Below are 20,874 nucleotides of genomic sequence, written 5' to 3' on the forward strand. Positions count from 1 at the left end.
CTTTCTCGCTCACCGGTCAGTGGCCCCGGGCGCACACGTTCTTCAACAGGGTCGACGACCGGAGCCACGACCATCTGCAGGCTGTCGAGACAGTACGCCAGACGGGCATATTCCTCGCCCACTCGGAGTTCGAAATCCCGCTGGGCCATCAATTCGTGATGCGGGACATCTCCGCCGTCACCTATCCCGAACACCTCGGGATAGGACAGACGCCCAGCGACCTGAAGATCGAGACGGTCTTCACCAAGGAACGGCGCGACACCGTCCTGGGCGTCGACATCACCATCCGGCGCGACGGCCACGTCGTGGCGACGGGCGACGGGCACTTCACCTGCGTCTCCCCCGCCGCCTACCGCAGGCTGCGCGGCGCCGCACTCAGCAGCTCGATCGACTACCGCCCCACCGGTGAGGACCCCGGCGTCTACGGCCGGACGCTCCCCATCGACCTGGTGCTCGCCACGACCGCCCGCCCTGGCGTCTGGCGGCTCAACCCCGATCCCGGCCACCCGGTCATGTTCGACCACGCCGGCGACCACATGCCCGGGATGGTGCTGCTCGAGGCCTCCCGCCAGGCCGCCTGTGCCCTGCTCGGGGCGGACGCCTCCGTGCTCCCCACGGCGACGGTCAACACGTTCCAGCGGTACGCGGAGTTCAGCGAGCCCTGCTGGATCGAGGCGGTCGAGCTGCCCGCCCGCCGGCCCGGCATGGTCACCGTCCAGGTGACGGGCCGGCAGTTCGGTGAGCAGGTGTTCCGCACCCAGCTCTCCGGACCCCGGATCCCCCGCCCTCGCCGCTTCGCGGCGGGCCGGGAGGACGTCCTCGTGCGGCCCCTGCCCCCGCTCGCCTTCCCTGCGGCCGCCGCCGGCTGACCGACGGCCGCACGTCCGGCGCCCGGTGCGCGACCGTTTCCCGCCGCGGTCGCGCACCGGGCGTGTCCTGTCGCGGGCCCCGTCCCCCGCGGTGTCCGGCTCTACGCGGACGGCGCGGCCTCGGCCCGGTGGGTGAGCAGGGCCAGTTCACGGTCGTCCATGGCCCGCTCGCCCCGGTAGGCGATGCCCACGACACCTCTGACGTCCCCGGCCGCGTCATGGACGGGTATCGCCACGGCAGCGTTGGCGTCCACCGCCCGGGCGCCGGGACGCACGTCGCCCGTGGTGTCGGTCTGCAGGTTGCAGGTGGACACCGGTGCGTCGCGTTCGAAGGCCAGGCCCGCCATGCCCTTGCCCTTCGGCACGACGCGGACGGCCTCGGCGACGGGTGCGGGAAGATTCACGGCCGCGGCCAGGACCATGTCCTCGCCCCGTCGTGTGTGCACGGTGCCGGCGATCCCGCCGTGGGAAGCGATCCACTGCCGGAGCCAGGACGCGGTCGTGCCGGATACGTCGGTCATGGCCGACAGCGTGTCAGCACAGCCGGCATCTGTCAGGCAGGAACGGGCCGAACGGCTCGACATCCGGTCGAAAAACACTGAATTCCCGGTGGAGAAGGACCGGCCCGGCCGCAGGTCGAATTCCAGGGCCGTACCAGGAACAGCCGCACGGGGCTGGCATATCTCTGCCGGACCGCCACCTTCGTATCCGTTCAACTGGCGTGAAGGTGGACTGTCCGACGGGAGGACGGACCTGCTTTCGACGTCTATGGTGGCGCCGTTCGAAATCGCTCTCGGGCATGAGGGCATGTCAATTTCGAGGAGAATCATGTCAAGATCATTCAAGCCGTGGGCCGGGGCCCTGCTGACGACAGCGGTCGCGGTCAGTCTCGCGGCGACCTCGATACCGAGCTCGGCGGCGGACACCGCTGTCTCGCACCGGCACCGCACCGCAGTGGCGTCCACCCCCGTCGTGGTGGCCTCGGGTCTGCACAACCCCCGGGACGTGACGGTCCAGTACGACGGCTCGGTCCTGGTCGCGGAGTCCGGCAGCGGCTCCGGGGCGGCCTGCCCGAGCCAGCCCGGCCCGCCCGTGCGGTGCTTCGGTCTGACCGGCTCCATCTACAAGGTGGCGGGCAGGTGGAAGGGCCGCGTCGTCACCGGCCTGCCCTCCCAGGAGCTCGTCCCGCCGGGTGGCCAGGGCAGCATCTACGGGCTGAACCAGGTCGAACAGCTGTGGAACGGCTCCTACCGCGCGGTCTACGGTCTGATCGGCCTCCCGAGCACCCGTACCGACCTCGGTGCGGGCAGCGGGCCGCTCGCCACCCTCAGTATCGTCAACGGCAAGGTGCTCGGGGACCTGGCCGCGCACGAGGCGGAACACGACCCCGACGCGGTGCTCGGCAACACCCTGCCGGCGTCCAACCCGCAGCGGTTCGTCAGGGACGGCAGGGACTTCCTGGTCACCGACGCCGCCGCCAACGACGTGATCCGGGTCCGCCCCGACGGCACCACGAAGACCGAGGTGGTCCTCCCCAACAACGCCCTGCCCACGGAGTCGGGAAGTGTCAAGGCCGAGGCGGTGCCCACCGGCATCGTGCGGGGCCGTGACGGCGCCTTCTACATCTCCGACCTCAGCGGTGCGCACAACGGTCTCGGCCGCCTCTGGCGCTATGTGCCCGGCGGCGAGCCGACGGTCTTCGCCACCGGTCTGTCCTCCGTCATCGACCTCGCCGTGGCCCCGAACGGGGACCTGATCGCCCTGTCCTACGCCACGGGCAACACCCCGGGCGCGCCCACCGGCGCCCTGAACCGGATCGACAGGCGCACCGGCGCCCTCACCCCGATCAAGAGCGACACCCCGCTGACCATGCCGACCGGCCTGGACGTCACCCGCCGCGGGGACATCTACATCACCAACAACTCCCTGTCGAACGAGGGCCAGCTCCTGAAGTTCCGGGCTCTGTGACCAGCTGACGGGGCCCGCAGCCCGACCCTCGTGTGCCGGTTCACGTCCGCCCTCCCCGGGGCGGCGTGGCCGGCACACGTGCGTCGGAGCCGCTCGACCGGGACACGAGCAGCCCTTGGCAGCCTGTGCGCCGTCATCCAGCACGGTGAGAAGGGGCCCTCATGAAACGGTTCGAGGCACGCGTACGGCCGTGGCTGCGCAAAGGCCTGCGCATGGCCTGGCAGTCCCTCATATGCGTGGGCGCCATCCACACGGGCCCGGCCGTGTACTACTACGCGCTGCCCCGGCCCGCACCCGCCGGGCACACCCACGATCCCTTCGCCCGGTACGCGCCGGGCCAACTGCAGCCGGCAGCGGGGGCCCCGGTCGGTCCTGCGCCGGGCCACCCCGAGCGCGTACCGGCGAACGCGCCGCTGTCCGAGACGGAGCGGCAGCTGGCGCGCGAGCTGGGCCCGGCGCACGGGCAGGGCTGCCGCCCCGCCCCCTGATCTCGGTGGTTCCACCCGGAGTCCGTGCTCATTCGAGGCGGGACGCCCACGGTGGACGCAACCCTGTGCCGAGTGACCAGTGAGGAAGCGCATGCACACCTACGTCGTCGTCGACGCGTTCTCCCGGCACCCCCTGAGCGGCAACCCGGTGGCCGTGTTCCTCGGGAGCGACGACCTGAGCACGGACCAGATGCAGCGCATCGCCCGGGAGATGAACCTGTCGGAGACCACGTTCGTGCTGCGCCCCCGCCAGGGAGGCGACGCCCGCGTACGGATCTTCACTCCGGTCAACGAACTTCCCTTCGCCGGACACCCCTTGCTCGGCACCGCGGTGGCCCTGGCCGGCCGCACTGGCGCGAGCCGGCTGGCGCTGGAGACCGCCAGGGGTGTCGTCCCCTTCGAGCTCGAAGAAGCCGGCCGAGGAGCCCTGCGGGCCCGCATGCACCAGCCGGTGCCCACCTGGGGGCCGTTCGACCGCGCGGGCGAGGTCCTTGAGGCCTTGGGCATCGGTGCGTCGACCCTCCCCGTCGAGGTCTACGTGAACGGCCCCCGGCACGTCCTCGTCGGCATCGAGAGCGTGAGGGACCTGTCGAAGCTGGACCCCGATCATAGAGCGCTGTCCCGTTTCAGCGACCTGGCGTTCAACTGCATCGCAGGAGAGGGCAGCGCCTGGCGCAACCGCATGTTCTCCCCCGCCTACGGGGTGGTGGAGGACGCGGCCACCGGGTCCGCCGCCGGCCCCGTCGCCATCCACCTCGCCCGGCACGGCCTCCTCCCCTACGGCCGGCCCGTCGACATCGTCCAGGGCGTGGAGATCGGCCGCACCTCGCGCATGGAGGCACTCGTCCACGGAGAGGGCGACCGGGTCGACTCCGTCGAGGTCGCGGGCCACGCGGTCGTCGCCGCCGAAGGGGTGCTTTATGTCTGATCCGCTCGCCGCCCCCGGGCCGTCCGAGTCGCTCACCGGGAGCGAGGCCGTGCCCTTTCCCGAGTACCGCGACCCGCCGGCCGATCCGATGCGCCTGCTCGCCAAGTGGCTCAGCCTCAGTGCCACCCTCGAGGTCCGAGAGCCGCGCGCACTGGCTCTGGCCACGGCCGATGCCCAGGGCCGCACGTCGTCGCGGATCGTGGTGCTCGGCCCGGTGGCGGGCGACGGCGTCGACTTCGTCACGCACGCCGACAGCAGCAAAGGGCGCGATCTGGCGCACAACCCCTGGGCGTCGGGCGTCCTGTACTGGAGGGAGACCAGTCAGCAGATCACCCTGGCCGGTCCGGTGCACCGGCTGCCGCAGGCGCGGGCCTCGGCCCTGTGGCACGCCCGGCCCGTGTTCACCCACGCCATGAGCACGGCCTCCCGGCAGAGCCGGCCGCTCGACGGCCTGGCCGACGTGGAGGAACTGCGGTCCGCGGCACGGGAACTGGGTGCCTCGCAGCGGGCGCTGCCGTGCCCCGCGACGTTCGCGGCCTACCGGCTCGCTCCGGCCAGCCTCGAGTTCTGGGCCAACGGCAGCGACCGGCTGCACGAGCGCCTGCGCTACGAGCGCACCGCCGAGGGCTGGCGGGCCGTCAGGCTCCAGCCGTGAGCCCCTGCCGCGCTATTTCCTGAGGAAGCTGGAGACCACCATGACGATGTGGCCGATCACGCCGTCGAGGCCGTGGCCGCTGCCAGGGCTGACGATGTCACCGGCCCAGCTCGACCTGTGGCTCGTGCGCAGCCCCGGCAGCAGCGCACGGCCCGTCCTGGACCTGTCCGATCTCGACGAGAGCGAGCGGGCCAGGAGTGAGGGGTTTCGCCGGCGGGCGGACGGACTGCTGTACGCCGCGGCGCACGCCGGGCTGCGGCGCCTGCTGAGCCGCTACACCGGTCAGGTCCCGTGGGAGGTGCGGTTCACACGCGAGCCGTGTCCCGGCTGCGGCCGGTCCCACGGCCGCCCCGCCCTGGCCGGCTCGCCGGTGCCCCTGCACTTCTCGCTCTCCCACAGCTCCGGCGTGGCCCTGCTGGGGTTCGCGTCCGTGCCCATCGGGGTGGACGTGGAGAAGCTGCCGCGCGAGGAGACGGTCGACACCTGCGAGAAGGCACTCCACCCGGGTGAACGCGCGGAGCTCGCCGCGGTGCCCGCAGCCGACCGCCGTGCCGTGTTCGGCTGGCTGTGGACCCGCAAGGAGGCTCATCTCAAAGCGCTCGGCGTCGGCCTCGGCCGCGGGACGGCACGGGACTACCTGGGGCTGTGCGGGGCGCAGCAGCCGTCGGACTGGACGGTGCACAGCGTCCCCTGCTTCACGGACTACGTCGCCGCCGTGGCGACACCGCGCCCGGGGCCCACCGAGGCGGCGGTGCGGTGCGTTCCGGCCGGGTGGCTGGGCACGTCCGACGCCTGGCGCACGCAGGACGCACCGGCGGGCGTCCGGCTTCCCCTGGCGGTGGCGAGCCGTGCCGCCACCCCGCTGTCCCTGTGGTCGCTTCCGGTGCTCTCCGGCACGCAGGCGGCCGGGTGACGGCCCGTCACCGGCACGCTCCCGTCCCTCGCCCGTACTTTCCAGGAGGACCTGATGCCCTACACGACCGACAGCCTGCGCCACCGGGCCGACGAGCTGAACAACCGCAGGCGTGCCGCCCAGGACGGTCCTGACACCGCGGCGACCGAACGTCAGCACAGCAAGGGCAAGCTCACCGCCTACGAGCGGATCGGCCTGCTGCTCGACAAGGGGTCGTTCAACGAGGTGGAGCAGTTGCGCAGGCACCGGGCGACGGGTTTCGGGCTGGAGAGCAGGCGGCCGGACGGAGACGGGGTCGTCACGGGCTGGGGGACGGTGGACGGGCGGACCGTCTTCGTCTACGCCCACGACTTCCGGGTCTTCGGCGGGGCGCTCGGCGAGGCGCACGCCGAGAAGATCCACAAGATCATGGACCTGGCCGAGGCGGCGGGGGCCCCGCTGGTGTCGCTGAACGACGGCGCCGGGGCGCGTATCCAGGAGGGGGTCGGTGCACTGGCCGGTTACGGGGGCATCTTCCGGCGCAACACCCGCGCGTCCGGGGTCATCCCGCAGATCTCGGTCATGCTGGGGCCCTGCGCCGGCGGCGCCGCCTACTCACCGGCCCTGACCGACTTCGTCTTCATGGTGCGCGAGAGCGCGCAGATGTTCATCACCGGACCGGACGTGGTCAGGGCCGTGACCGGTGAGGAGATCACGCACAACGCCCTGGGCGGTGCGGATGTGCACGCCGGCAGCTCCGGTGTCGCCCATTTCGCCTACGACGACGAGGAGCACTGCCTGGAGGAGGTGCGCTATCTGCTCTCCCTGCTCCCCGCGAACAACCGCGAGCTGCCGCCCGTCGTCGCCACCGACGATCCCGTGGACCGCCCCAACGACCGGCTGCTGGATCTGGTCCCGGCCGAGCAGGGGCAGGCGTACGACGTCCGCGGCGTCATCGGGGAGATCGTCGACGACGGCGAGTACTTCGAGGTGCACCCGTCCTGGGCGACCAACCTGGTGTGCGCGCTGACGCGGCTCGACGGCCAGGTGGTGGGCGTCGTGGCCAACCAGCCCGCCAGCCTCGCGGGTGTCCTCGACATCGAGGCGTCCGAGAAGGGCGCCCGGTTCGTGCAGTTCTGTGACGCCTTCAACATTGCGCTGGTCACCCTGGTCGACGTGCCCGGGTTCCTGCCGGGTGTGGACCAGGAGCACCACGGCATCATCCGCCGGGGCGCGAAGCTGCTCTACGCCTACTGCAACGCGACCGTGCCGCGGATCTCCCTGGTGCTGCGCAAGGCCTACGGCGGGGCCTACATCGTCATGGACTCCCGCTCCATCGGCGCGGACCTGGCCCTGGCCTGGCCGAGCAACGAGATCGCCGTGATGGGCGCCGAGGGCGCGGCCAACGTGGTGTTCCGGCGCGAGATCGCCGCGGCCGACGATCCCGAGGCGGTGCGCGCCAAGCGCATCAAGGAGTACCGGGAGGAGCTGATGCACCCGTACTACGCGGCCGAGCGCGGGCTGGTGGACGACGTCATCGACCCCCGTGAGACCCGCACGGTCCTGATCCGGTCGCTGGCCATGCTCCGCACCAAGCACGCCGAGCTGCCCTCGCGCAAGCACGGGAACGCACCGCAGTGACGGCCGCACCCCAGGCATCGCCGGCCACGCCCGTCGTCCTGGACGCCGGCGACGTCCAGTTGTCCGCGCTGCTCGCCCGGCCGGCCACCGCCCCCACCGCCGTGGTCGTGGCCGTTCACGGCAGCGGGATGCGGGCGGGCTACTTCGACAGCCGGGCGCGTGCAGGGCAGTCCCTGCTGGCCCTCGGGGCGCAGCTGGGCTACACCGTCCTCGCCGTCGACCGCCCCGGCTACGGGCTCTCCCGCGACCGCTTTCCGGGCGGCCTGGCACTGCCCGGACAGGCGCGGGTGCTGCAGAGCGCGCTGGGCTCCTTCGGCCGCGCGCACGACACCGGTGCGGGCTTCTTCGTCGTCGGCCATTCGAACGGCGGGAAACTGGCCCTGGCCCTGGCGGGACACGCTCCGCCGTCCCGGCTCATCGGTGTGGACGTCTCCGGGGTCGGCACCCGGCCGGCGGTGGCCGCCGATGACCTGCCCGGGCCCGCCGGGCACGGTGACTGGCGGCGGCACTGGGGAGCGCTGCGGCTGTATCCACCGGACGCCTTCCGCTTCGGCCGTGACCTGATCGCGCCGGTTCCCGCGGCGGAGGCGGCGGAGGCGCCCGACTGGCCCGCAACGTATCCGCGGCTGGCCGCCCGCATCCGGGTTCCGGTCCGGTTCACCTTTGCCGAGCAGGAGCGGTGGTGGCTGAACGACGACGCGTCCGTCGCCGAACTGCTGCGCCCGCTGAGGGCACCGAGGGCCGAGGTCGACCACCTCCCCGACGCCGGGCACAACATCAGCCTCGGCTGGGCGGCCCGCACCTACCACCTGCGGGTCCTGGCGTTCCTCGAGGAGTGCCTGCTCGCCCGCGACGCAGCACCGGCCGTCTCGGACCGGCGCCACCTGATCGTCACGAATAGCCCTGGAACGTATCCGCGGAAGGAGAACGTGTCATGAAGGCACTGGTGTTGTCGGGCGGGGCAGGAACACGGCTGCGTCCCTTCAGTCACTCCATGCCCAAGCAGCTGATACCGATCGCGAACCGGCCGGTGCTCGAGCATGTCCTGGACAAGGTACGGGAACTGGGGGTGTCGGAGGTCGGTGTGATCGTCGGCGATCGTTCCGCGCAGATCGTCGCGGCGATCGGTGACGGCTCCCGGCTGGGGCTGAAGGTCACCTACATCCACCAGGACGAGCCGCGGGGCCTGGCGCACTGTGTGGTGCTGGCCCGGGAGTTCCTCGGCGACGACGACTTCGTGATGTATCTCGGGGACAACATGCTTCCGGACGGGGTCACGGACATCGCGCGGGAGTTCACCCAGGAGCGTCCCGCAGCCCAGGTCGTCGTGCACAAGGTCGCCGATCCCCGTTCCTTCGGCGTCGCCGAGCTCGACCGGGACGGCCGTATCGAACGGCTGGTGGAGAAGCCGGCGGAACCGCGCAGCGATCTCGCCCTGATCGGCGTCTACTTCTTCACGCCGGCGATCCACGAGGCGGTCGGTGCGATCAGCCCGAGCGCCCGCGGCGAACTGGAGATCACCGACGCCGTCCAGTGGCTGGTCACCCAGGGCGCGCAGGTGACCGCCAGCGAGTACAGCGGCTACTGGAAGGACACCGGCAGGGTCGACGACGTCCTGGAGTGCAACAGCAAGCTGCTGGAAGGGGTGGTGTCGTCCGTCCAGGGCGAGGTCGACGCCGCCAGCGAGCTGATCGGTCCGGTCGTCGTGGACAAGGGTGCCCGCGTTCTCGCCTCGCGTATCGTCGGGCCGGTCATCGTGGGTGCCGGCACCACGGTCGAGCACAGCCGCATCGGCCCGAACACGTCCATCGGTGTGGACTGCGTACTGCGGCACACCTCCATCGGCTCCTCCATCGTGCTCGAGGGCGCGCAGGTCACCGGCGTCCAGGGGCTGCACGGCTCGCTCATCGGCCGGATGGCCTGCGTCGGTGAGGCCGAGGGGCCCGCGCCGCACCACCGGCTGGTCGTCGGGGACCACACCAGGATCGAGGTCGCCGCGTGAGCGGCGGCCCCGCCGGCGGCGACGTCTGGACGGCACGGCGATGAGCGGCCGCCGCGTCGTCGTGCTCGGCGCCACGGGCTTCGTGGGCCGCCACGTCGCCCAGGCCTGCGCCGCCGCGGGGCACGGGGTGCTGGCAGTCTCCCGGTCCCCGTCGCGCACACCCCACGGGCGGGTGGTCCCGCTGGACCTGGCCCGGGCCACGACGGCCGAGCTGGCCGCCTTCCTGGCGGCGCACCGGCCCGACGTGGTGGTGAACGCCGCCGGCAGTGTGTGGCAGGCGGACCCCTCACGCATGCGGGAACTCAACGAGGCGTTCGTGCACCGCCTGGTCACCGCGCTGGCCCGGCAGACCGCGCCGGTGCGGCTGGTCCACCTCGGCTCCGTCCACGAGTACGGGCCGACCCGGGCCGGGGTCCTGCTCACCGAGTCGCTGGAGCCGGCGCCGGCCGGCGTCTACGGCCGCACCAAACTGCGGGGCACCCGGTGGGTGCTGGCCGCCGCCCGCGACGGGCTCGACGCCGTGACCCTGCGGGTGGCCAACGCATGCGGTCCCGGTGCCCCGCCGCAGAGCCTGCTGGGCAAGGTGGCCGGCGAGCTCGCCCGCCAGGCCGCACAGGGCGGCCGGCCTGCGGTGCTGAGGCTTTCTGCGCTGACGGCACGGCGCGACTTCGTCGACGTGCGTGATGTGGCGGCCGCGGTCCTGGCGGCGGCCTTGGCGCCGGGCGACGCCGTCGGAGGCCGCGTCATCAACATCGGCCGGGGGCAGGCCGTCGCGGTCCGCTCGCTCGTCGACCGGCTGATCGAACTGGGCGGGCCGGGCACACGGCTGATGGAGGACGGGCCGCCGGACGGCACCCGCGCGGTCGCCGAGTGGCAGCAGACCGACATCACCACGGCGCGGCGCCTGCTGGCGTGGTGTCCAACACGCACGCTCGACGCGTCGCTGCGCGATCTGCTCGAATCCCTCCAGCCGCAGCGGACCGCAAGGGCCCCGGCCGGGTTGTTACCTTCCTGAGCGCCGCTCCGTCATAGGGGTAACGGGCACATCTCCCGGCCACCTGATTTTGATGAAGGAGAGCATCGTCATGGAGAACCGACTCAAGAACAAGGGCGCCAGCAACCCCGACGTGTGGACCGCGATCCAGCACCTGCACAAGGCGATCGCCGCCGGTGGCGTCGACCCGAAGCTGCTCTCGCTGGTCCACCTGCGCGTCAGCCAGATCAACAGCTGCTCGGCGTGCATCTACGCCAGTGTCGCCGGGGGCAAGAAGGCCGGTGACACCGATGAGCGGCTGCACAACGTCTCCGCCTGGCGCGAGGCGCCCTTCTACACCGACGCGGAGCGCGCCGCGCTGGCGCTGGCCGAGGCCGCCACCCGGCTGCAGGACGGTGCGGAGGGCGTGACCGACGAGATCTGGGAAGAGGCCAACGCCCACTTCACGGAGGAGCAGATCGGCGCGATCAACCTGGAGATCGCCATGACCAACTTCTTCAACCGCATCAACCGCACCATCAAGGAGCCGGCCGGCCAGACCTGGGGCTGACGCCCCCGTGATGTTCACCCGCTGACCGCACAGCGATAAATGGGCCCGTCGCGAGATCCCGGGATCTCGCGACGGGCCCTTCTGCCGTTCAACGACGGCATTTCCGCGGTTGAACACTTGGGACGGCCGCCCTTCGTCTGACATGCTTTTGCGGTGTTCTGAAAGGCCGGTGCCTCGGTTCTCGGTGCCGCCGGATTCATCGACTCGCGTCATGTATGCGTCTTGCCGGCCGCCGAATTCGCGCGGTCCGCTCCGTCGACGTTGCAGGCGATTTCACACACACCAAAAGAGTGTTTCTTCCTGTCGGTTGGAGATCTAGATGGCGATCGCTGAGTGCCGCGCTTGCGGTAACCGTTCCCTGCTCCCCGTGCTCGACCTCGGTTCACAGGCACTGACCGGAATCTTCCCCCGCACGAGGGAAGAATCGGTGCCGGTGGAGCCGCTGGAACTCATCCGGTGCTCGCCCGCCGGCTGCGGCCTGGTCCAGCTGCGCCACACGGCCGAACCGTCCCTGATGTACGGCGACAGCTACGGCTACCGCTCCGGTATCCGGCCGTTCATGGTCAACCACCTCAAGAGCAAGGTGGAGGCCGTGGCGGGGCTGGTCGACCTCGAGGACAGCGATCTGGTCCTGGACATCGGAAGCAACGATTCCACGCTCCTGCGCCACTACCCGGCCGGCGGCCCCACCCTGGTGGGCATCGATCCGACCGGGGAGAAGTGGCGCGCGCACTACCCGCAGCACGTCGACCTGATCGCCGACTTCTTCTCCAAGGAGGTGTTCGGCGCCCGGTACGGCGACCGCAAGGCGAAGATCATCACCTCGATCGCCATGTTCTACGACCTGCCCGACCCGCTGCAGTTCATGCGGGACGTCCACTCCGTCCTGGCCGACGACGGCGTGTGGATGCTCGAGATGAGCTACCTGCCCTCGATGCTGGCCGCCACGGCCTACGACGTGATCTGCCACGAGCACCTCGAGTACTACGCGCTGCGTCCCATCGAGTGGATGGCCGAGCGGGCGGGCCTGACCGTCATCCGTGCCGACGTGACCGACGTCTACGGCGGCAGCCTGTGCCTGACCCTGGCCAAGACGCCCACCCGCCACAAGATCGACGAGGCGGCGATCGAGCGGCTGCGCCGCCAGGAGGACGCTCTGGGCCTGGACACCGCGGCCCCCTACGAGGCCTTCGCCGCGCGCGTGGGCGACCACCGCGCGGAACTTCGGGGATTTCTCGCCGGCTCCAGGGCCGCGGGCAAGCTGACCCTGGGATACGGCGCGTCGACCAAGGGGAACGTGATCCTGCAGTACTGCGACCTCGACGCGAACGACATCCCGTGCATCGGCGAGGTCAGCCCGGAAAAGGCCGGACGATTCACGCCCGGCACGCACATTCCCATCGTCTCCGAAGAAGAGGCTCTCGCCCAAAAGCCCGACCAGCTCCTCGTCCTTCCCTGGGTGTACCGGGACGGATACGTCGAACGCGAACAGGATTTCCTCGCCACCGGCGGAAAACTCGTCTTCCCCCTTCCCGCGCCCCTGACCCTCATATGACACCGCCGGCGCCGGGCAGCCACCCGGCGCCGGCGGCAGGCCATTCGGCACGGGTTCCGTGCAGTGCCAAGAAACGCGAGAGGATCGACCGCGGTTCTCATGAGACTCATACCCGACATCGCGCCATCGGCGGCGACCGCTGGGAGGCGGCGCAAGTGAAGCTACTGGTCACCGGAGCCGCAGGATTCATCGGCTCGCACTACGTACGCACCATGCTCGCCGGTGGTTACCCGGGCTGGGACGACTGCCGGGTCACCGTCCTCGACAAGCTCGGCCACGGAAGCAACCGGGCCAACCTGCCGGCCGGCCACCGGCGGCTCGAGTTCGTCCAGGGAGACGTCTGCGACCTTGCGCTGCTGCTCGACCTGCTGCCCGGCCACGACGCGGTGGTCCACTTCGCCGCCGAGTCCCACGTGGACCGCTCCATCGACGACGCAAGTGACTTCGTCCGCTCCAACGTCGTCGGCACACACACCGTGCTCCAGGCCTGCCGTCAGACGGGCGTCGAACGGATCGTGCATGTGTCGACCGACGAGGTGTACGGCTCCGTCGAGCACGGCACGAGTGCGGAGAGCGCGCCACTGCTGCCCAACTCCCCCTACGCCGCCTCCAAAGCAGCCTCCGACCTGCTCGTGCGGTCCTACGTGCGCACCCACGGCCTCGATGCATCGGTCACCCGCTGCTCCAACAACTACGGGCCCCACCAGGACGTCGAGAAGCTGATCCCGCTGTTCGTCACCAACCTGATGGAAGGCGTGCCGGTGCCGTTGTACGGCGACGGCCGCAACGTCCGCGAGTGGCTGCACGTCGACGACCACTGCCGGGCCGTCCAGCTGGTGCTGACCAAGGGCTCGGCCGGAGAGATCTACAACGTCGGCGGCCACAACGCCTTCACCAACAACGAGATCACCCGCATGCTGCTCGACCTGACCGGTGCGGACGAGTCGATGGTCCGGCGCGTCGCGGACCGGCCGGGCCACGACCTGCGCTACGCCGTCGACGAGACGAAGATCCGCGAGGAGCTCGGCTACCGGCCGCAGGTCCCCTTCGGCCAGGGGCTCGCCGACACCTACGCCTGGTACCGGGACCACCCGCACTGGTGGAAGCCGCTGAAGCAGGACGTGACGCGGTGAACAGGCGCGTAGTCGTCCTCGGCGGCAGCGGAGCCCTCGGCAGCCGCGTGTGCGAGCGGTTCGCCGCGGCGGGCTGCAGCGTACTGAGCGTGTCCAGGTCCGGCGCACGCGCGCCGTGGTGGCCGGAGTCGGTGCAGTCGACGGCCCTGGAGCTGACCGCCGCTGACACCGCCCAGCTCCGCCGGGCACTGACGGGCGCCGACGTCGTCGTCAACGCGGCGGCCGTCGTGTGGCGGACCACCGAGGCGTCCATGCGGGCCCTGCACATGACGGCCGTCGACCAGCTGATCGACGCGGCCGGCGGCCCGGGGGCACGGATCGTCCAGCTGGGCAGCAGCTACGAGTACGCACCGGCCGCGTTCGGCGTGAGCACGAAGGAGGACGATCCCCGCTCCCCCACCTCCCTGTACGGCCAGTCCAAGCGGTACGGCACCGAAGCGGTCAGGCGGGCCGCACGCGAACGTCGTGTGGAGGGCGTGGTGCTGCGGGTGGCCAACGTGACAGGCCCCGGCGCCGGCGGCAACAGTCTGCCCGGCATGGTGGCCCGGCAGCTCGCGGCCGGCGCGGCACACCTGCGGCTGTCCCCGCTCACCGTCTGGCGCGACTACGTCGACGTACGCGATGTCATCGACGCCGTGCTTACGGCGGCGACGGCACCCGCCGCGGACGTCAGCGGCCAGGTGATCAACATCGGCGGCGGCGCGGCACTGCCCGTGCGCGACCTCGTCAACCGGCTCATCGAGCTGTCCGGTGTCGGCGCCCGGATCGTGGAGGCGGCCGACCGGCCGGTCCTGGAACCGATGCCCTGGCAGCAACTGGACATCTCCCGTGCCCGTGACCTGCTCGGCTGGCGGCCGGCCCGGAAACTGCACGACTCGCTCACGGACCTGCTCGCCGCCGAGCGGCGCTCCCACGAGGAAGGAGCAGCCGCGTGAGCACGCCCAAGGACACCGTGCTCGACGCGGTCCGCACCTTCCACCAGAGCATCGAGGCCCACACGCCCCCCTTCACCCCCGGCGTGACGGAGATCTGGCCGTCCGGTGCCCTGCTGGACGAAGCGGACCGCATCGCCCTGGTCGAGGCCGCCCTGGACCTGCGCATCGCGGCCGGCACCAACTCCCGCATGTTCGAGTCGGCGTTCGCCCGCAGACTCAACCGGCGCAAGGCACATCTGACCAACTCGGGGTCGTCGGCGAACCTGGTAGCACTGTCCGCGCTGACCTCCCCCGACCTCGGCGAGGCCCGACTGCGGCCGGGCGACGAAGTCATCACGGTCGCCGCCGGGTTCCCCACCACGGTGAACCCGATCCTGCAGACCGGCCTGATCCCGGTGTTCGTGGACATCGAACTGCGCACCTACAACACCACGGTTGAGCGGGTGGCCGCCGCGATCGGGCCCAGAACCAGAGCCATCATGATCGCGCACGCGCTCGGCAACCCCTACGAGGTCACCGAGATCGCCGAACTGGCCGCCGCACACGACCTGTTCCTGCTCGAGGACAACTGCGACGCGGTGGGGTCCTCCTACGACGGCCGGCTGACCGGCACCTTCGGTGACCTGGCCACCGTGAGCTTCTACCCCGCCCATCACCTGGCGATGGGCGAAGGCGGCTGTGTACTCACGTCGAACCTGGCGCTGGCACGCATCGTCGAATCCGTCCGGGACTGGGGACGGGACTGCTGGTGCGAACCGGGCGAGAGCAACAGGTGCCTCAAACGCTTCGACCACCAGATGGGCACCCTCCCGGCCGGCTACGACCACAAGTACATCTTCAGCCACGTCGGCTACAACCTCAAAAGCAACGACCTCCACGCGGCACTCGGGCTGTCACAGCTCACCAAACTGGACGCGTTCATCGCCGCGCGCAGGGCGAACTGGACCCGGCTGCGCGAAGGGCTGGACGGCGCACCGCACCTGATCCTGCCGGAGGCGACACCCCGCAGCGACCCGAGCTGGTTCGGGTTCCTGGTGACCCTCACCGACGACGCCCCTTTCAGCCGCGCCGAGCTGGTGCGGTTCCTGGAGAGCCGCCGGATCGGCACACGTCTGCTCTTCGCCGGCAACCTCACCAGGCACCCCGCGTACATCGGTCAGCCCCACCGCATCGCCGGCGCGCTGACCAACAGCGACATCGTGACCGAGCGGACCTTCTGGGTCGGCGTCTACCCGAAGATCACCGAGGAGATGACCGATTACATGATCGCTTCGTTCAAGGACTTCCTCCGATGACCGGACCGGTCCGCCTGGGCGTCCTGGGCTGCGCCGACATCGCCCGGCGCCGCACCCTGCCCGCCGTCCGCGCCGTCGACGGCATCAACCTGGTCGCCATCGCCAGCAGAGACCCGCACAATGCACAGGCCTTCGCGTCCTCATTCGGCTGCGCGGCGGTGACCGGATACGACACCCTCCTGGCCAGGAACGACATCGACGCCGTATACATCCCGCTGCCGGCGATGCTGCACGCCACCTGGATCGAACGGGCACTGGTTGCGGGCAAGCACGTACTGGCGGAGAAACCGCTCAGCGCCGACCTCCCCACCACCCTGCGGCTGCTCGACCTGGCCCGGTCGACTGGCCGGGTGCTGGTGGAGAACTTCATGTTCCCCCACCACAGCCAGCTGGCCCGGATCAAGGAACTGCTCAGCTCGCTGGGCACACTGCGCACCTTCTCCAGCACGTTCACGATCCCGCCCAAACCCGCCGACGACATCCGCTACCTGCCCGCCGTCGGCGGCGGAGCCCTCCTGGACGTCGGCGTGTACCCGCTGCGGGCCGCACTGCACTTCCTCGGCCCCGACCTCACCGTCACCGGCGCCGTCCTGCGCGTGGACGCCACCCGCAAGGTGACCCTGAGCGGGAGCGTACTGCTGCACCGCACCGACGGGACAGCCGCACACCTCACGTTCGGCATGGAACACGCCTACCGGGCCGCCTACGACTTCACCGGCACCCACGGGATTCTCACCGCGGAACACGTGTTCACCCCGCCGCCCTCCCACCATCCCGCCCTCACCCTCACCCAAGACGGCCACCGCAAGGAACTCACCCTGCCCGCCGACGACCAGGCCGCCAGCACGGTCCGCTGGTTCACCACCGCCGTGACCGGCCGCCACACCGACCACGGCCACACCCACACCGTGCACCTGGCCAGGCTCGTCGGCCAGATCGAAGAACAAGCCAAGACCACCCTCGTCGCCTGACCGAACACCCCGGAGGAACACCGATGCGCGTCTTGATGATGAGTACCCCGGTGCCCACACACTTCGCCCCGCTCGTGCCGCTGGCCTGGGGCCTGCGCGCAGCCGGCGCCGAGGTACTGGTCACCGCACAACCCGACGTGATGCCCATGGTCCGCACGGCCGGACTCGTCGGTGCCCCGGTCGGCGAAAAACTGGACGGCGACAAACACCTGCTCAGCTTCCTCACCGAAGGCCGGCGCCCCCTGGAATGCTTCACCCGCTTCCCGCCCGAGGAGATGGGCTTCTACGGCCGCGTCTGGATGGACCAGGCCCGGACCAACATCCACGCCTACCTCGAACTGGCCCGCCAGTGGCAGCCCCAGCTGATCGTCGCCGACCAGGTCGAATACGCCTCACTCCTCATCGGAGGCGTGCTGGGCATCCCCGTGATCCACCACCGCTGGGGCGTCGACCCCATCTCCGACCTCGCCCTGCACGAAGCCCGCACCGAACTGGCCGACCTGGCCGAAGAACTCGGCCTCGACGGCCTGCCCACACCCGCCCAGACCCTCGACCCCTGCCCCCCGTCGCTGCAACTGCCGACCACCAGCCCGGGCACACCGATCCGCCACATACCCTTCAACGGATACGGCGAACCGCCCGCCTGGCGCACACGGACACACCCCCGCCGCGTGGTGGTCACCCTGGGCACCCGCACACTGCAACTCAACGGCGTCCCCCACGTACGCCGGGTCCTCAAAGCCTGCGCCCAGGTACCCGACACCGAAATCATCGCCACCGTCACCTCCCAGTACTGGGAAGAACTGGGCCCCATGCCCTCCCACGTCCGCCTCGTGCCGCCCACCCCCCTCCACCTGTTCATCGACACCTGCGACGCCATGGTCCACCACAGCGGCTCCAGCACCATGCTCACCGCCGCCACAGCCGGCCTGCCACAACTCGCACTCCCACAGTGGTCCGACCAGTTCGCACTCGGTGAACAACTCCAAAAATCCGGCGCCGGCCTCACCCTCGACGACACCACCCGCCAAGACGACCCCACACTGATCCACAACAGCGTCCAACAACTCCTCGACCAGCCCCGCTTCCGCACCGCCGCCGAAAAACTCGGCCAGGAAATCACCACCATGCCCACCCCCGCCGAAACAGCCGAACACCTCCTGCACAAACTCTGACCCGCCAACACACCACCCCCCACCCCGTTGCGAGTGTCACCGCAGAGCCGCCGCGCGGATGGCGCGGGGCCGGGTGCGGCCCCCGGGCGCGGACCGTGCGGGCGAGTGTGAGGCCGCCCCGCCACGGGAGGACGTCACTGGCGACCGGGCACAGCAAAGAGTCCGGTTCCCTGACCCTCCACCCGGCCGGCACTGCCGCGCCACACCCGCTTCCCGCACCGGCCGCCGTCCCCCCGCCCCGGCCCTGCACCGGCCCCTCCCCAGCCGACCGACCCAAACCCGCCCACCCCAGACGAAAAACGGACACTCCCGCACCCGACCGCCAACGCCATCCCGCACAACGCAACGGCCGGCCCCGGCACCAGGTACCGCCGGCCGGGAAACAGAAGCGGAACCGGGCCGGCCTACCACCAGGAAGGAACCAGCCCAAACCATCGGGCCCTTGACGACATGCACCCGGTACAAACGCCACCGCCCGCCGGCACACAGAACCACCCGCCCCCGGACCCGCCCACCCACCGCACACCCGGCAACAAACGCCGGATGGCCGTGCGCCGTGCCACCCCAGGGGAGGCACCCATCGGGTCGCGGCGGGTGATGCGCAGGCCGCGGGCCACGCCGTGGGCAGCGCGGGCATCAGCGGGGCGCCCCATGGACGGAGGGCCTTGACCCCTGACGCCGGCCTCGTTCCAGATTTGCAAGCCGCCAGCAGGTCACGCCCGAGCCGAAGCCGAGCTCCCGGGGCAGGTACTCCCACTGCCTTTGAGCACACCAACACCCACCGGCCAGTGGACCAGGACTCACGGAACCGAGACGGCGTCACCCCCCACGCGACAACACTCCACGACAGCGACGCCTCGTGGGTCTCTCACCTCCAGGACAGCGACCCCGTAAACCCGAAACAACCCACGACCAGCACCAACACCCTCAACCCTCGCTGTCTCACTCCGCTGTCACAAAACGAGAGATCGCAGCCGGGCCGTCAAAAGGGGGGCGTCGGAGCGCCGGGCGGGTCCGTGACCGCGCGGGTGCCGACCCGCCGGCAGGGGGCGGGGGCGGGTGGGACGTGACTCAGACGGCGCCGTCCGAGGTCGTCCCGGACGTGGTGTGTTCGGGTTTGGTGTAGAGGACGTCACGGGCCTGTTCCGCGGCGCGGGCGGTGCTCTCGGAGACGAAGTCGAGGAAGCGTGCGATGTTCTCCAGGCGGGCGCCGGCCGGGGTCCGGGAGCCGAGGACGCCGACGCCCTGCCGTGCGGTCTCGACGACCTGGGCGATGGACCGGGCGCTGGCCATCATCGCCTGGTACCAGACGTCTTCGTCGACGACGTAGCGCTCGCGGCGGCGTTCGTCGCGTTCCCGGCGGACGAAGCCCTGGCTCTCCAGGAACGCGATCGCCTTGGAGACGGATGCCGGGCTGACCCGGAGGCGCTGGGCGAGGCCGGACGCGGTGAGACTGCCCGAGTCGGTGAGGCAGAGGCAGGCCAGCACCCGCGCCATCATCTTGGGCATGCCCGAGGCCATGACGACGGTGGTGAACACCTCCTCGTACTCGCGCACCGCCTCGGCGTCCCGTCCGTGTGGCTGCGCCGGCGCCCCCGGACTGCGGGGCACGGTCTGCCGGCGGCGGTGGGCGCGGTGCTCGGTGGCACGGTGGGCCAGGTCGGCGCGGTAGGAGGCGGGACCGCCGTTGCGCATCACCTCACGCGTGATCGTCGAGGTGGGGCGGTTAAGACGCCTGGCGATCTCCGCGTAGGCGAGGCCGTCGGCCAGACCCAGCGCGATCTGCTGGCGTTCGGGCTGGGTAAGCCTGCCTCCCGGCATCGCGGTCTCCTCACATGGTCCGTGGCATCCCTTGCCCCGCGCTCTGCAGCATAGCGTTCAATCACAATCTATTGCAACACGCGAGGTCAGGAAAGTTGCATTAGCTTTGCAGCCATTGCAACGTTTTCTCGCTCATGGCCTGCGGTTTTGTCGTCCGGATGCGACGAATCAGCTGCCACAACCATGAACGCAACGTAGCGTTTTCATCATCAGAAACGAAGAGCCGAAGGAGTGCACGATGCAGAAGAGCCAGAGCACCACGCAGCGGTTCGACACCCCCGCTCCCATCGCGGCCGTCCTCGACATCCCCGCCGGACACATCCGGTTCATCGCCGCCGACCGGACCGACACCACCGTCGAGCTCCTGCCCGCCGACGCCTCCAGGAGCCACGACGTGAAGGCGGCGGAGCAGACCACCGTCGCCTTCGCCGACGGCGTCCTGCGCATCGACGCCCCCACCCCCAGGAACCGGATCCTCGGTTCCTGCGGCGCCGTCGAGGTGACCGTCCAACTGCCCGCCGGCTCCCACGTCGAGGCCAAGGCCGTCAGCACCGAACTGAGGGGTGTCGGACGACTCGGCGACGTTGCCTTCGAGAGCACGCAGGGCCCGGTCAAGCTCGACGAGACCGAAGGCGCCCGCCTCACCCTCGCCGCCGGCGACATCACCGTCCACCGCCTGAACGGCCCCGCCGAGATCACCACCCGCAAGGGCGACCTCCACATCACCGAAGCCGTCCGCGGCACGGTCACCCTGCGCACCGAGCACGGCAACATCTCGGCCGGCGCCGCCCACGGCATCTCCGCCACCCTCGACGCCGGCACCTTGCACGGCCGCATCGACAACACCCTCACCAACACCGACGGACCCGCCGCCGGACTCACCCTCCACGCCACCACCTCCCACGGCGACATCACCGCCCACAGCCTGCAAAAGCCCACGACACCCAAAAGGACTTCCCAATCGTGATGTCAACCCGCTTCTGCGACGGGAGGTGAACCTTG

Annotated in this window: 20 protein-coding genes and 1 pseudogene; 18 read left to right on the top strand and 3 right to left on the bottom strand. The window is 70.6% G+C overall.

Going from position 1 to position 20,874, the window contains the following annotated elements; genetic code table 11:
- The coding region (locus ABEA26_RS27010; RefSeq protein WP_345595959.1) for a ScbA/BarX family gamma-butyrolactone biosynthesis protein at nucleotides 1–869 on the top strand (869 nt) is incomplete at its 5' end.
- Nucleotides 870–970: 101 nt separating this feature from the next.
- Here ABEA26_RS27010 and ABEA26_RS27015 read toward each other — a convergent pair.
- Nucleotides 971–1,390 carry a GAF domain-containing protein gene (locus ABEA26_RS27015; RefSeq protein WP_345595960.1) on the bottom strand — a complete coding sequence of 140 codons (420 nt, stop codon included), beginning with the start codon at nucleotides 1,388–1,390 and terminating at the stop codon, nucleotides 971–973.
- A 307-nt stretch (nucleotides 1,391–1,697) separates the two neighbouring features.
- On the opposite strand from ABEA26_RS27015, the gene ABEA26_RS27020 reads away from it, so the two are divergent.
- From ABEA26_RS27020 to ABEA26_RS27095, 16 genes are all read left to right on the top strand, one after another.
- On the top strand, nucleotides 1,698–2,837 hold the full coding sequence (locus ABEA26_RS27020; protein ID WP_345595961.1) for a ScyD/ScyE family protein: 1,140 nt from the start codon (nucleotides 1,698–1,700) through the stop codon (nucleotides 2,835–2,837).
- 161 nt (nucleotides 2,838–2,998) lie between these two features.
- Nucleotides 2,999–3,325 carry a DUF6059 family protein gene (locus ABEA26_RS27025; RefSeq protein ID WP_345595962.1) on the top strand — a complete coding sequence of 109 codons (327 nt, stop codon included), beginning with the start codon at nucleotides 2,999–3,001 and terminating at the stop codon, nucleotides 3,323–3,325.
- Nucleotides 3,326–3,416: 91 nt separating this feature from the next.
- The gene (locus tag ABEA26_RS27030; protein ID WP_345595963.1) at nucleotides 3,417–4,253 is read left to right on the top strand and encodes a PhzF family phenazine biosynthesis protein; all 837 of its coding nucleotides are present in this window, start codon (nucleotides 3,417–3,419) and stop codon (nucleotides 4,251–4,253) included.
- On the top strand, nucleotides 4,246–4,908 hold the full coding sequence (gene phzG / locus ABEA26_RS27035; RefSeq protein WP_345595964.1) for a phenazine biosynthesis FMN-dependent oxidase PhzG: 663 nt from the start codon (nucleotides 4,246–4,248) through the stop codon (nucleotides 4,906–4,908). The genes ABEA26_RS27030 and phzG overlap by 8 nt, the downstream gene beginning before the upstream one ends.
- 40 nt (nucleotides 4,909–4,948) lie before the next feature.
- Nucleotides 4,949–5,821, top strand: a complete 873-nt coding sequence (locus tag ABEA26_RS27040; protein WP_345595965.1) for a 4'-phosphopantetheinyl transferase family protein — start codon at nucleotides 4,949–4,951, stop codon at nucleotides 5,819–5,821.
- A gap of 54 nt (nucleotides 5,822–5,875) precedes the next feature.
- Nucleotides 5,876–7,441 carry an acyl-CoA carboxylase subunit beta gene (locus ABEA26_RS27045; RefSeq protein ID WP_345595966.1) on the top strand — a complete coding sequence of 522 codons (1,566 nt, stop codon included), beginning with the start codon at nucleotides 5,876–5,878 and terminating at the stop codon, nucleotides 7,439–7,441.
- Complete coding sequence (locus ABEA26_RS27050; RefSeq protein ID WP_345595967.1) at nucleotides 7,438–8,379, top strand: alpha/beta hydrolase; 942 nt, start codon at nucleotides 7,438–7,440, stop codon at nucleotides 8,377–8,379. Before ABEA26_RS27045 ends, ABEA26_RS27050 begins: the two co-directional genes overlap by 4 nt.
- Nucleotides 8,376–9,443: a glucose-1-phosphate thymidylyltransferase gene (locus tag ABEA26_RS27055; RefSeq protein WP_345595968.1), complete on the top strand. Its 1,068-nt coding sequence runs from the start codon at nucleotides 8,376–8,378 to the stop codon at nucleotides 9,441–9,443. Before ABEA26_RS27050 ends, ABEA26_RS27055 begins: the two co-directional genes overlap by 4 nt.
- 40 nt (nucleotides 9,444–9,483) lie before the next feature.
- Complete coding sequence (locus ABEA26_RS27060; protein ID WP_345595969.1) at nucleotides 9,484–10,458, top strand: NAD-dependent epimerase/dehydratase family protein; 975 nt, start codon at nucleotides 9,484–9,486, stop codon at nucleotides 10,456–10,458.
- 70 nt (nucleotides 10,459–10,528) lie between these two features.
- The gene (locus ABEA26_RS27065; protein WP_345595970.1) at nucleotides 10,529–10,987 is read left to right on the top strand and encodes a carboxymuconolactone decarboxylase family protein; all 459 of its coding nucleotides are present in this window, start codon (nucleotides 10,529–10,531) and stop codon (nucleotides 10,985–10,987) included.
- A gap of 319 nt (nucleotides 10,988–11,306) precedes the next feature.
- Nucleotides 11,307–12,542, top strand: a complete 1,236-nt coding sequence (locus ABEA26_RS27070) for a class I SAM-dependent methyltransferase (RefSeq protein ID WP_345595971.1) — start codon at nucleotides 11,307–11,309, stop codon at nucleotides 12,540–12,542.
- A gap of 155 nt (nucleotides 12,543–12,697) precedes the next feature.
- Nucleotides 12,698–13,675, top strand: a complete 978-nt coding sequence (gene rfbB, locus ABEA26_RS27075; protein WP_345595972.1) for a dTDP-glucose 4,6-dehydratase — start codon at nucleotides 12,698–12,700, stop codon at nucleotides 13,673–13,675.
- On the top strand, nucleotides 13,672–14,610 hold the full coding sequence (locus ABEA26_RS27080; protein WP_345595973.1) for an NAD-dependent epimerase/dehydratase family protein: 939 nt from the start codon (nucleotides 13,672–13,674) through the stop codon (nucleotides 14,608–14,610). The genes rfbB and ABEA26_RS27080 overlap by 4 nt, the downstream gene beginning before the upstream one ends.
- Nucleotides 14,607–15,905 (top strand): lipopolysaccharide biosynthesis protein RfbH, encoded by a 1,299-nt coding sequence (gene rfbH / locus ABEA26_RS27085; protein ID WP_345595974.1) that lies wholly within the window; start codon nucleotides 14,607–14,609, stop codon nucleotides 15,903–15,905. Before ABEA26_RS27080 ends, rfbH begins: the two co-directional genes overlap by 4 nt.
- Nucleotides 15,902–16,876 (top strand): Gfo/Idh/MocA family protein, encoded by a 975-nt coding sequence (locus ABEA26_RS27090; RefSeq protein WP_345595975.1) that lies wholly within the window; start codon nucleotides 15,902–15,904, stop codon nucleotides 16,874–16,876. The genes rfbH and ABEA26_RS27090 overlap by 4 nt, the downstream gene beginning before the upstream one ends.
- Before the next feature lie 23 nt (nucleotides 16,877–16,899).
- On the top strand, nucleotides 16,900–18,051 hold the full coding sequence (locus ABEA26_RS27095) for a nucleotide disphospho-sugar-binding domain-containing protein (RefSeq protein ID WP_345595976.1): 1,152 nt from the start codon (nucleotides 16,900–16,902) through the stop codon (nucleotides 18,049–18,051).
- 674 nt (nucleotides 18,052–18,725) lie between these two features.
- Here ABEA26_RS27095 and ABEA26_RS27100 read toward each other — a convergent pair.
- Together ABEA26_RS27100 and ABEA26_RS27105 are read right to left on the bottom strand one after the other, a co-directional pair.
- Nucleotides 18,726–18,810: pseudogene (locus ABEA26_RS27100) on the bottom strand (IS5/IS1182 family transposase); the annotation flags it as partial.
- Nucleotides 18,811–19,122: 312 nt separating this feature from the next.
- On the bottom strand, nucleotides 19,123–19,872 hold the full coding sequence (locus ABEA26_RS27105) for a helix-turn-helix domain-containing protein (protein WP_345595977.1): 750 nt from the start codon (nucleotides 19,870–19,872) through the stop codon (nucleotides 19,123–19,125).
- A gap of 238 nt (nucleotides 19,873–20,110) precedes the next feature.
- Here ABEA26_RS27105 and ABEA26_RS27110 point away from each other — a divergent pair, with 238 nt between their 5' ends.
- On the top strand, nucleotides 20,111–20,839 hold the full coding sequence (locus tag ABEA26_RS27110) for a DUF4097 family beta strand repeat-containing protein (protein ID WP_345595978.1): 729 nt from the start codon (nucleotides 20,111–20,113) through the stop codon (nucleotides 20,837–20,839).
- The last annotated feature ends 35 nt before the right edge of the window (nucleotides 20,840–20,874 follow it).

This window comes from Streptomyces marokkonensis (genome assembly GCF_039539045.1).
Taxonomy (GTDB): Bacteria; Actinomycetota; Actinomycetes; order Streptomycetales; family Streptomycetaceae; genus Streptomyces; species Streptomyces marokkonensis.

Excerpts from the sequence above, each read along its gene's own strand:
- ABEA26_RS27055 (WP_345595968.1), top strand. The coding sequence starts at position 8,376 with ATGAAGGCACTGGTGTTGTCGGGCGGGGCAGGAACACGGCTGCGTCCC.
- ABEA26_RS27030 (WP_345595963.1), top strand. The coding sequence starts at position 3,417 with ATGCACACCTACGTCGTCGTCGACGCGTTCTCCCGGCACCCCCTGAGC.
- phzG (WP_345595964.1), top strand. The coding sequence starts at position 4,246 with ATGTCTGATCCGCTCGCCGCCCCCGGGCCGTCCGAGTCGCTCACCGGG.
- ABEA26_RS27025 (WP_345595962.1), top strand. The coding sequence starts at position 2,999 with ATGAAACGGTTCGAGGCACGCGTACGGCCGTGGCTGCGCAAAGGCCTG.
- ABEA26_RS27095 (WP_345595976.1), top strand. The coding sequence starts at position 16,900 with ATGCGCGTCTTGATGATGAGTACCCCGGTGCCCACACACTTCGCCCCG.
- ABEA26_RS27015 (WP_345595960.1), bottom strand. The coding sequence starts at position 1,390 with ATGACCGACGTATCCGGCACGACCGCGTCCTGGCTCCGGCAGTGGATC.
- ABEA26_RS27060 (WP_345595969.1), top strand. The coding sequence starts at position 9,484 with ATGAGCGGCCGCCGCGTCGTCGTGCTCGGCGCCACGGGCTTCGTGGGC.
- ABEA26_RS27045 (WP_345595966.1), top strand. The coding sequence starts at position 5,876 with ATGCCCTACACGACCGACAGCCTGCGCCACCGGGCCGACGAGCTGAAC.
- ABEA26_RS27020 (WP_345595961.1), top strand. The coding sequence starts at position 1,698 with ATGTCAAGATCATTCAAGCCGTGGGCCGGGGCCCTGCTGACGACAGCG.
- ABEA26_RS27090 (WP_345595975.1), top strand. The coding sequence starts at position 15,902 with ATGACCGGACCGGTCCGCCTGGGCGTCCTGGGCTGCGCCGACATCGCC.
- ABEA26_RS27040 (WP_345595965.1), top strand. The coding sequence starts at position 4,949 with ATGACGATGTGGCCGATCACGCCGTCGAGGCCGTGGCCGCTGCCAGGG.
- ABEA26_RS27070 (WP_345595971.1), top strand. The coding sequence starts at position 11,307 with ATGGCGATCGCTGAGTGCCGCGCTTGCGGTAACCGTTCCCTGCTCCCC.
- ABEA26_RS27065 (WP_345595970.1), top strand. The coding sequence starts at position 10,529 with ATGGAGAACCGACTCAAGAACAAGGGCGCCAGCAACCCCGACGTGTGG.
- ABEA26_RS27110 (WP_345595978.1), top strand. The coding sequence starts at position 20,111 with ATGCAGAAGAGCCAGAGCACCACGCAGCGGTTCGACACCCCCGCTCCC.
- ABEA26_RS27105 (WP_345595977.1), bottom strand. The coding sequence starts at position 19,872 with ATGCCGGGAGGCAGGCTTACCCAGCCCGAACGCCAGCAGATCGCGCTG.